We start from the raw sequence: 9,550 nt of genomic DNA, 5'->3' as shown, positions 1-9,550 counted from the left end.
CCTGAAAGGTTTTCCGGATGCCATCAACACAGTCTACCCGGATACGCGCATCCAGTTATGTATTGTGCATATGGTGCGTAATAGCCTGCGCTTCGTTGCCTGGAAAGATTATAAAGCGGTGACACGCGACCTGAAAGCAATCTACCAGGCCCCGACAGAGGAGGCCGCCCTTCAGGCACTGGAAGTGTTCAGTGACGCCTGGGATGAGCGCTACCCACAGATAAGCAGAAGCTGGCAGGCCCACTGGCCGAATTTGTGTACGTTCTTCGCTTATCCGAAGGAGATCCGCAAAGTGATTTATACAACCAACGCGATCGAATCGCTGAACAGTGTAATCCGTCATGCCATCAAAAAACGCAAAGTATTCCCGACTGATGAGTCGGTGAAAAAGGTGGTGTGGCTTGCCATCCAGGCCGCATCACAAAAATGGACGATGCCCCTGAGTGACTGGCGGATGGCGATGAGCCGTTTTATTATCGAGTTCGGTGACCGCCTGGACGGTCACTTCTGAGAAAAGGCATTTACACAGAATCGTGTACAGGGTCTGTCACCCTCAAAGATTTTTTCTATGCCAGCAAAAATCAAATAGAACACATCACCTTCTCCGACGGCACCGACTGGCTGGTCGAAGATATCCTCAATTATTTAGAAGATGATATTCCGCTGCCGCTGGCCGCTCCTGAAGATGCGTCTGTATCGCTGAGCCTGGTGAATCAGATGATAGTGCAGTTCACGGCAGGTGATAGTGGTGATGAAGATGATGCGGTTGTTACCCCTTCGCTGACCACCGCCAAATCTTCGGTAAGTTCGTTGGTTGCTTAGGCATGAAATAAGTGTATGAAACGGGCCAGCGGCTGATGCTGCTGGCCCTGTTTGTTCAGGGATGAGAAGAGTAAATGGCTGTTATCCATCAGGATTTATGGCAGGGATTTGCCGCTATTGCCCGTTATTACGGCATGGCGGTAAATATTCCTGCGCTACAGGAAAAATACGCAGTTGATGCCCAGCATGATATTGCGCTGCAGTTCGTCCGGGCGGTACGTGAAACCGGGCTTAAGTGTCGTAAAGTTCGCCAGTTATCCGGCGCGCATAAGTTACCGTTACCTGCGCTGGCGGAAATTCCCGGCGAAGGATATGTTCTGCTGCTGGCGGTCAGGGAAGGGGAGTGGCTGATTCAGCGCAGTGATTCATCATCCCCGGAGCCTTTTGTTCCGCTGTCCGGCGAGCGCTACCAGGGCTTTCTGTTCGCCCGGCGTTTCTCGCTCGAGCGGTTAAGCACCGAGTTTAACCTGCGCTGGTTTGCCAGCGCATTCTGGCGTTATAAAAAGCTGATGGGCGAGGTGCTGCTGGCGTCGTTTTTCATTCAGATCCTGGCGCTTATTACCCCGCTTTTTTTTCAGGTTGTGGTGGATAAGGTGCTTGCTCACCAGAGCCTGACCACGCTGGATGTGCTGGCGCTGGGGATGCTTTTTGTGTCCTTGTTTGATGTCATCCTCGACGGGCTACGCAGCTACCAACTGGCCCACACCTCGCAACGTATCGATGCCACCCTGAGCGCGCTGCTGTACCGCCATTTGCTGGCGCTGCCGTTGAGCTGGTTTTTACAGCGTCAGGCCGGAGTAATTGTTGCGCGGGTGCATGAACTGAAAACCGTGCGTGAATTTCTCACCGGCAGCGCAATGACCCTGTGCCTCGATCTGCTGTTTACGCTGGTCTTTTTCGCCGTAATGGCGCTTTACAGCCTGCCGCTGACGCTGATCGTTATTGCGTCGCTCATTCCTTACATCCTGCTGTCGGTGGCGATTACTCCGGTTCTGCGCAGACGGCTGGATGAACAGTTTAAGCAGGGGGCGAGAAATCAGGCGTTTCTGGTCGAGAGCCTGACAGGCATGGAGTCGGTCAAAGCGCTGGCGGTAGAAAATCTGATGACGCGCCGCTGGGATGAGCAAATCGCCGCCTTTGTCACCAGCTGTTTTAAAACCCAGACGCTGGGAACGATCGCCAGCCAGATTTCGCGTTTTGTCAGCAAGATAACCAGCGTAGCAATCCTGTGGTATGGCGCGCAGCAGGTGATTGAGGCGGAGCTGACCGTCGGCGCATTGATTGCGTTTAATATGTTTGCCGGTCAGGTGACGGCACCGGTTCTGCGCCTGGTGCAGCTGTGGCAGGATTTTCAACAGGTGTCGGTTTCAGTCAGGCGACTGGGCGATATTCTCAATGTACCTACCGAGCATCAGGAAAACAGCACCAGTCTGGCGGAAATCAAAGGCGCAGTAAAACTGGCGAATGTCACTTTTGCCTGGCAACAGGGCTCAACACCCGTGGTGGACGGCCTGTCATTATCAGTTCGTCCTGGCGAAATCATCGGGATTGCCGGGCGCTCGGGGTCGGGTAAAAGCACCCTGACGAAGATTATCCAGCGGCTGTGTATTCCCTCCGGGGGACAGATCTTTGTTGATGGGATCGACACGGCGCAAAGCGATCCACACTGGCTGAGAAGACAGATTGGCGTCGTGCTGCAGGAGACGCAGCTTTTTAGCGGCACTATCCGCGATAACATCGCGCTGGCGGTGCCCGAAGCCGCGCTGGAAAGGGTGATTGCAGCGGCGGAACTGGCGGGAGCGCATGAGTTTATCAGCGAGTTTCCATTGGGTTATGACACCCCCGTTGGCGAGCATGGCGGGCGTCTGTCCGGTGGTCAGAAGCAGCGTATTGGCATCGCCAGGGCGCTGATGGCGGACCCAAAAATACTGATTTTTGACGAAGCGACCAGCGCGCTGGACTATGAGTCAGAGCACGTTATTCAGCGCAATATGGCGCAGATATGCCATAACCGGACGGTGTTTATCATCGCCCATCGGCTCTCGGCCTTACGCCCGGCAAACCGTATCATCGTCATGGAAAAAGGCAAAATTGTGGAGCAGGGAACGCACCAGAATCTGCTGATACAGCAGGGCTTCTATGCCCACCTGCACGCGCTGCAGGAGGCTGCAATATGACGCAGCACAAATACCGCGATTTTTTACCTGCAGTGCTGGAGGTGCAGGAGACGCCGCCGTCCCCCGTCGGGCGTATTATTCTGTGGTTCATCATTACCTTACTGGTGACCGCCGTCATCTGGTCGGCGTGCGGCAAGGTTGATATCGTCGCCGTGACGCGGGGAAAAATTGTCTTTAGCGAGCTGTCCCGGCCGGTGAGTAGCGCGGTGATGGCACAAGTGGAGAGCGTGCTGGTTCGCGACGGCATGCATGTTGAGAAGGGGCAGGTGTTAATCCGCCTGAACAACAGCGTGGTGCAGGCGCGCTTTGACGAGAATGTGCTGCGCCAGAAGATCAACCGCTTTCATATTGCCCGGCTGACATTGCTGCGAGGGCACTATCAGGAACGCGAGACGCCCCGACAACTGGCAGCGGAATTTTTTGCGGAGGATCCTGCGCTGGCGCGGCAGGCATCAGCACAGCTGGTGACCGAAGTGGAAAATGACCGCGAGGAAAAAGCGGTGCTGCGCGACAGGATGGCGGTGCTGACGGCGCAAAAGGCCTGGTATGTCTCGCAAAAAACGCAGTCGGAGAGACTGTTGCCCGTTTATCAGGAGCAGTATCAGGCGCTGGCGACACTGTATAAAAAGCAGTTGACCAGCCGGGACAGCGTGCTGGAGTTGCGCAAGCGCCTGACGGAGGCGCGCTATACGCTGGAAGGGGCGAGCGCAAAGCTAACGGAGATGGATGTCAGCTACCGGCAGGCGGAAACAGAGTATCGTGCCCGAATAGCGGAAAAGATGCAGCAGACGGAACAGGATATCTCGGACACGGAGCATGAAAACCGGGTACTGGAGAAACAGCAGCAGGAACTGAAGGCGCAGATCGCGCAATACACGCTAAAAGCGCCGGTGAGCGGCGTGGTGGACGCACTGGTGTTCCGTGATGGCGGAGCGGCGGTGGATGCGCCACAGGAGCTTTTGCGAATCGTACCGGAAAATGAAGTTCTGAGAGCGGAAGTGATGGTCAGTAACAGCGATGTAGGCTTTTTGCATCCAGGGCAGGCGGTGACGGTTAAAATCGACACCTTTGATTTCACCCGCTACGGTTGGGTGCCCGGTCAATTAAAGCTGATATCTGCCGATGCGACGGAAGATAAAGAGCTGGGGCTGGTGTACAGAGCAACGGTTGAGCTGGAGAGAAAAGCGCTATTAATTAACGGGAAACAGATGCCGCTGGAGCCGGGGATGCAGGTCACGGCAGAAATCAAAACCGGTAAAAGAACCGTTCTTAGTTATCTGTTAAGCCCTATGATGGAAGCGCTGGATGACGTGGGTAAGCAGCGCTAAGCCTTACCTGTAGAGCTTGCTGCCCGCCCCCGGCTAATCACCGGGGGCGTATTTCGTTATCCGTCAGAGAGGCGGTCAGAAGCTATAGGTTAAGCCCACTGTATAGCGGCGGCCATCAAGCACGGTGTTGTAATTGTCGTAATCCACTTGCTTATCCAGCACGTTATAGACGCCAGCGGAAACCAGCAGGTTCTTGTTGGCGTTATAGCGCAGGCCGACATCCACCATGGTGTAGGATGGCGTGCCCAGCGCCATTGAGGTGCGGCTCAGGTATTCAGACGTCTTACCCCGGTAGTTTACCCGGCCCCATAAGCCCACATCCTGAGTTGCCTGCCAGTCCAGCGTGGTATTCACCATATGCTTTGGCATTTTGTTCAGCGGTTTACCGGAGAACTGACCGCTTTTCTGCTTAGACTCCGTAAAGGTGTAGTTGGTGGTCAGGTTCAGATCGGAGGTGATTTTCCAGCCGAAAGTTGATTCGATGCCGCGCATGTTGGCTTTGTCGACGTTCACCCGGTCACTAACGAAATCGTAGGTGACACGGCCGATAGTGCAGGAGGGATCGGCACTGCTGTTGCAACGACGCACTTCGGTGATTTTGTTTTTAAAGTCGGTGTTGAACAGGGTGATACCCGCGTTCAGGTTGTCGTTGTTATCCCACAGCAGGGCCAGCTCTTCGCTGAGACTTTTTTCCGGCTTCAGATCCGGGTTGCCAACGATAATGCCATTCGAGCGACCGCCGCCGGTAACCTGGCCCCAGTTAGCGGAAGACTGACGCAGATCCGGCGCCCGATAGCCTGCTGATACGCCGCCTTTCAGAGTCCACTGATCGTTGAGATGCCAGACACCATAGCCGCGCGGGGTCCAGTTAGTGCCGTAGTTTTCATCTTTATCCATACGCAGACCGGCGGTCAGACTCAGGTTATCAAGCACCGCCCATTCGTCTTCCGCAAACAATGCCCAGCTCCAGCGGGTGAGTTTACTCAGGCCATCCGCCGCTTCGAGCTGGTTGCCGTTATCACGCAGTTTTTCGTAAGTGTACTGTCCGCCCAGCGTCAGAGTATGGTCGCCCAGGAAGAGCTGGTTCTGAGTATTGAGAATGGTGTTGTACGACCGCATTTCACGACCCGGGTTATTGGTCTCTTCATGCTGGATATAGCTGGTGGTGTTGAGATCTTCGTAGTAGCCGCTGTGCGTTAAGGCATAAGTCGTGTGCTCGTAACGGCTGTCGCTTTTGCTGTTCGGGGTACAAACATTGTTGCGGCAGGATTCTGCGGCAGAGGACATGCCCGGCGTATTGTTTCGGTCCTGCAATTCCCGGGAGACGTCAAAATCAATGTCGTTTTTCTCATCCGGGGTGAAGTTCAGCGTCAGGCCGCCGCTACGCATGCGTTGCTCATTATAGCCGTTAAGGATTTTGTCCTCCGCACGCCGCGAGAGCAGTCCGGTGACTTTGGCGCCCAGCAGACCTTCAATTAACGGACCTGAGGCGTAAGCATTGGTCTGGAAAATATCGCCCGAGTCGTTGTTTTCCTGCATGGTTGCATCACCGTGCAGGGAGCCGCTCCAGCCTTTGGTGTTGGAGATTTTTTTGGTGATAACGTTAATCACCCCGCCCATCGCGTCCGAACCATACAGGGACGACATTGGTCCGCGAATTACTTCAATACGTTCAATAGATTCCAGCGGCGGCATCCAGCCCTGTTCAATCCCTGAGTTATCGCTGTTCGGGCGGGTACCGCGGGTGCTGATGCGTTTACCGTTGACCAGGAAGAGGGTGTACTGGGAGCCCATCCCGCGAATACTGATATCGCTACTGCTGCCGCCGCCAGTGACGACCACGCCAGGCACATCTTTCAGCGCATCAGTCACGTCACGATAGGCTTTGTCTTCGATTTGCTGTTTCGAAATTACTGAAATCGACGCTGGTGCATTCTGGATCTTTTGCTCGAATCCGGTGGCGGAAACGACAATGGTGTCCCGATCGGCGGCGTGCAGTAAAGAAGGTAAAGTGGCTGCGCAAACTGCGACAGCAAGGATCTTTTTCTGAGTCTTCATGATCATCTCATTCCGTTTTAAGTAAAAAAGCTCCATCTGAAAACCATGCAAACATTCAGTATTTGTCTTTTAAGTACTCTCAGTATGGAGAAACGGATTGATTGTGTAGAAAAAATGAATTTATGTAAATACAAGTAATAATTGATATCATTTGTATTTACATTGAGGGGTGGTGAGAAAGCTAAATGCATCAACAGGATAGCGGGAAATGTAAAGCTAAGGTAAAGAGGAGGGCGAACGCCCTCCTGACTTATTTCAGCAGATACCTGGCATGGAAACGCAGATGATCTTCAATAAATGAGGCGATGAAATAGTAACTGTGATCGTAACCAGGCTGAACGCGCAGGGTCAGTGGCCACGCGCTCTGGCGGGCCACTTCCGCCAGTCGCGCGGGTTGCAGTTGTTCAGCAAGGAACTGATCCGCATCGCCCTGATCGATAAGCGTCGGGATGGCATCCGTGGCCTGGCTGGCCTGCATCAGCAGACAGCTGTCCCACGCCTGCCAGGCTGCCGTGTCCTCGCCAAGATAAGCGGTAAAGGCTTTTTGTCCCCAGGGGACTTTTGTCGGGTTCACGATGGGGGCAAACGCTGAGACGCTGGTGAAACGACCCGGGTTTTTCAGCGCCATAATCAGCGCTCCATGCCCACCCATCGAATGCCCGCTTACTGCCTGGCGGTCACTGACGGCAAATTCAGACTGGATAAGCGCGGGTAACTCGTCGCGCAGATAATCATACATCCGGTAGTGTGAGGACCAGGGTTGCTCGGTGGCATTAAGGTAAAAGCCTGCGCCTTTGCCCAGATCGTAGCTATCGGCATCGGCGACATCATCACCACGTGGGCTGGTATCCGGCATGACCAGCGCAATGCCCAGCTCTGCGGCGACCCGCTGCGCACCGGCTTTAAAGGTGAAATTCTCATCGTTACAGGTCAGGCCTGAAAGCCAGTAGAGAACCGGCGGCGGCGTATTTTCACGCACTGGCGGAAGAAAAATACTGAACGTCATCGCGCAGTTCAGCACGCTGGAGTCGTGCCGCACGCGGAGTTGGCGCCCCTCAAAACAGCGGTGCTCTTCAAGCAATTCCATGCAAGGCTCCTTATCATTGTTAACAGTAAAAATGTGACTGCTTGCCATAATACAGATTATTCATGTGGCTGTGAGCAACTTTCACTTTCGCTGAGATGCATCATATTGCATCATATTGCATCATTAATTTTACTTTTTATTAACTTTTGGGGTGTGCATGGCGCTTAGAATCGCGCTGAGCGGGTTTATCGTGCTGGTGGTGGCGATGGGAATAGGGCGCTTTGCCTTTACGCCGCAGGTTCCGCTGATGATCAGGGACGGTCAGCTAACCCTGACCAGCGCCGGGCTGGTTGCTGCCATAAACTACCTTGGCTACCTGATTGGCGCATGGGATGCCATGCGTGCGCGCCGACATATTGAACTGCGTCTGTACCTCGGCGTGGCCGGAGCGGTGGCGCTGACTTTTCTTTCAGCCGTAGCAGAGAACGCCCTGGTCCATGGCGCGTTGCGTCTGGTTATCGGGGCGATGAGCGGCTGGGCGATGGTGCTGACCGCGGCCTGGACCAATGAGCGGCTGGCGCACTTCGCCAGACCCGGACTGAGTGCCGCGGTATTTGCCGGCCCGGGCGCTGGCATTGCGCTGAGTGGGATACTGGCGGTACTGATCCAGTCGCGAGGGCTTTCTGCGGCGGCGGCATGGCAGGTCTATGGGGTGCTGGCGCTGATTTTGATTGTACTTATTGGCCGCTATTTACCGCGTCCAGGGCAGTTGCATCGTTCGGGCGAGCCGACCCCGGCGCTGCATTTAACGCCCAGTCTGCAACGGCTGGTCTGGAGCTACAGTCTGGCGGGGTTTGGTTATATTTTACCGGCCACTTTTTTATCGCAAATGGCCACGCTGCGCTTTCCCGGCAGCCTGTTTGCTCAGTTTGTCTGGCCAGTGTTTGGCGCGGCGGCCGTTGTCGGCATAGTGTTAAGTATTGCGCTGCGCCAGATGGGGCAAAGCCATCAACGACTGGCGATTGTGTTGTGGTTGCAGGGGCTTGGCGTAGTGGCCGCCTGCGTGCTGCCAGGCATGAACGGGTTGGTCGTGGGCGCGCTGCTGGTGGGCGGGGGATTTCTTTGCGCGGTCCAGCTTTCTCTGCTGTATGGCCGCGAACTTGCGCCGAATCATACCCGCTATATGGCCGGACTGCTGACCACCGGCTATGCCGTGGGGCAGCTTATTGGCCCGATGACATCGGCCCTGTCGACCTGGCTTACCCAGCGGCTTGAACCTGCGCTCGGTGTTGCCGGTATCGCCTTATTTATTGCTGGCGCTCTGGTGTGGAAACGTCCGGAATAACAGGCCCGGGCTATTTCACTAATTATCTCGGTGAAGACTGGATTCTGTACGCGACCTCACGCACAATGATCCTTCGCTTCGCCTCTCACCGGGCGGAGATGCCACACCTGCTGGAGAATAAAAAAATGTCATCACTCAGTAAAGAAGCGGCTCTTGTTCATGAAGCCCTGGTTGCTCGCGGCCTTGAAACGCCGCTGCGCCCACCTGTCGATATGGATAACGAATCCCGCAAGCGCCTGATAGCCGGTCATATGACTGAGATTATGCAACTGCTTAATCTCGATCTGAATGATGACAGCCTGATGGAAACGCCGCATCGTATCGCCAAAATGTATGTTGATGAGATTTTCTCGGGACTGGACTATGCCAATTTCCCGAAAATCACGGTCATTGAAAACAAAATGAAAGTCGATGAGATGGTAACGGTGCGTGATATCACCCTGACCAGCACCTGCGAACACCATTTTGTCACCATCGATGGTAAAGCCACGGTGGCCTATATCCCGAAAGAGTCGGTGATTGGTTTATCGAAAATCAACCGCATCGTGCAGTTCTTTGCCCAGCGTCCGCAGGTGCAGGAACGTCTGACGCAACAGATCCTGACGGCATTGCAGACCCTGCTGGGCACTAATAATGTGGCTGTATCTATTGATGCGGTGCATTATTGCGTAAAAGCCCGTGGTATTCGTGACGCCACCAGTGCGACCACCACCACTTCCCTGGGGGGACTGTTCAAGTCCAGCCAGAACACGCGTCAGGAGTTCCTGCGCGCTGTACGTCACCACAACTAGTT

7 protein-coding genes and 1 pseudogene are annotated in these 9,550 nt (G+C 54.7%); 6 read left to right on the top strand and 2 right to left on the bottom strand.

Translation table 11 applies throughout. The features are described from left to right. The 4 genes and pseudogenes from ACSZO4_RS12365 to ACSZO4_RS12350 all read left to right on the top strand — a co-directional run. A partial coding sequence (locus tag ACSZO4_RS12365) for an IS256 family transposase (protein ID WP_437889270.1) occupies positions 1–511 on the top strand: 511 nt, incomplete at its 5' end. Beyond that, positions 508–585: pseudogene (locus ACSZO4_RS12360) on the top strand (hypothetical protein); the annotation flags it as partial. The gene ACSZO4_RS12365 and the pseudogene ACSZO4_RS12360, both read left to right, overlap by 4 nt. A 311-nt stretch (positions 586–896) precedes the next feature. Further along, a complete protein-coding gene (locus ACSZO4_RS12355) occupies positions 897–2,999 on the top strand; it encodes a type I secretion system permease/ATPase (RefSeq protein ID WP_437889269.1) in 2,103 nt (700 codons plus the stop codon). Next, complete coding sequence (locus ACSZO4_RS12350; RefSeq protein WP_437889268.1) at positions 2,996–4,327, top strand: HlyD family type I secretion periplasmic adaptor subunit; 1,332 nt, start codon at positions 2,996–2,998, stop codon at positions 4,325–4,327. The genes ACSZO4_RS12355 and ACSZO4_RS12350 overlap by 4 nt, the downstream gene beginning before the upstream one ends. 75 nt (positions 4,328–4,402) lie before the next feature. On the opposite strand, the gene ACSZO4_RS12345 is transcribed toward ACSZO4_RS12350, so the two are convergent. Continuing rightward, positions 4,403–6,385: a ligand-gated channel protein gene (locus ACSZO4_RS12345; RefSeq protein ID WP_437889267.1), complete on the bottom strand. Its 1,983-nt coding sequence runs from the start codon at positions 6,383–6,385 to the stop codon at positions 4,403–4,405. Positions 6,386–6,635: 250 nt separating this feature from the next. Beyond that, the gene (fghA, locus tag ACSZO4_RS12340) at positions 6,636–7,472 is read right to left on the bottom strand and encodes an S-formylglutathione hydrolase (RefSeq protein WP_437889266.1); all 837 of its coding nucleotides are present in this window, start codon (positions 7,470–7,472) and stop codon (positions 6,636–6,638) included. Between the two features lie 157 nt (positions 7,473–7,629). Here fghA and ACSZO4_RS12335 point away from each other — a divergent pair, with 157 nt between their 5' ends. Then, entirely contained in the window at positions 7,630–8,757 is a 1,128-nt protein-coding gene (locus tag ACSZO4_RS12335; RefSeq protein WP_437889265.1) for a YbfB/YjiJ family MFS transporter, read from the top strand. A 125-nt stretch (positions 8,758–8,882) separates the two neighbouring features. Further along, the gene (gene folE / locus ACSZO4_RS12330; RefSeq protein WP_437889272.1) at positions 8,883–9,548 is read left to right on the top strand and encodes a GTP cyclohydrolase I FolE; all 666 of its coding nucleotides are present in this window, start codon (positions 8,883–8,885) and stop codon (positions 9,546–9,548) included. Positions 9,549–9,550: the final 2 nt, after the last annotated feature.

The organism is Phytobacter sp. V91, from assembly GCF_965644225.1.
Classification (GTDB): Bacteria; Pseudomonadota; Gammaproteobacteria; order Enterobacterales; family Enterobacteriaceae; genus CBFFRJ01.
This window is presented reverse-complemented; position numbering and strand designations above follow the sequence as displayed.

What these genes read in the sequence shown, in the direction of transcription:
- ACSZO4_RS12355 (WP_437889269.1), top strand. Translation starts at nt 897, where the DNA reads ATGGCTGTTATCCATCAGGATTTATGGCAGGGATTTGCCGCTATTGCC.
- ACSZO4_RS12350 (WP_437889268.1), top strand. Translation starts at nt 2,996, where the DNA reads ATGACGCAGCACAAATACCGCGATTTTTTACCTGCAGTGCTGGAGGTG.
- ACSZO4_RS12345 (WP_437889267.1), bottom strand. Translation starts at nt 6,385, where the DNA reads ATGAAGACTCAGAAAAAGATCCTTGCTGTCGCAGTTTGCGCAGCCACT.
- fghA (WP_437889266.1), bottom strand. Translation starts at nt 7,472, where the DNA reads ATGGAATTGCTTGAAGAGCACCGCTGTTTTGAGGGGCGCCAACTCCGC.
- ACSZO4_RS12335 (WP_437889265.1), top strand. Translation starts at nt 7,630, where the DNA reads ATGGCGCTTAGAATCGCGCTGAGCGGGTTTATCGTGCTGGTGGTGGCG.
- folE (WP_437889272.1), top strand. Translation starts at nt 8,883, where the DNA reads ATGTCATCACTCAGTAAAGAAGCGGCTCTTGTTCATGAAGCCCTGGTT.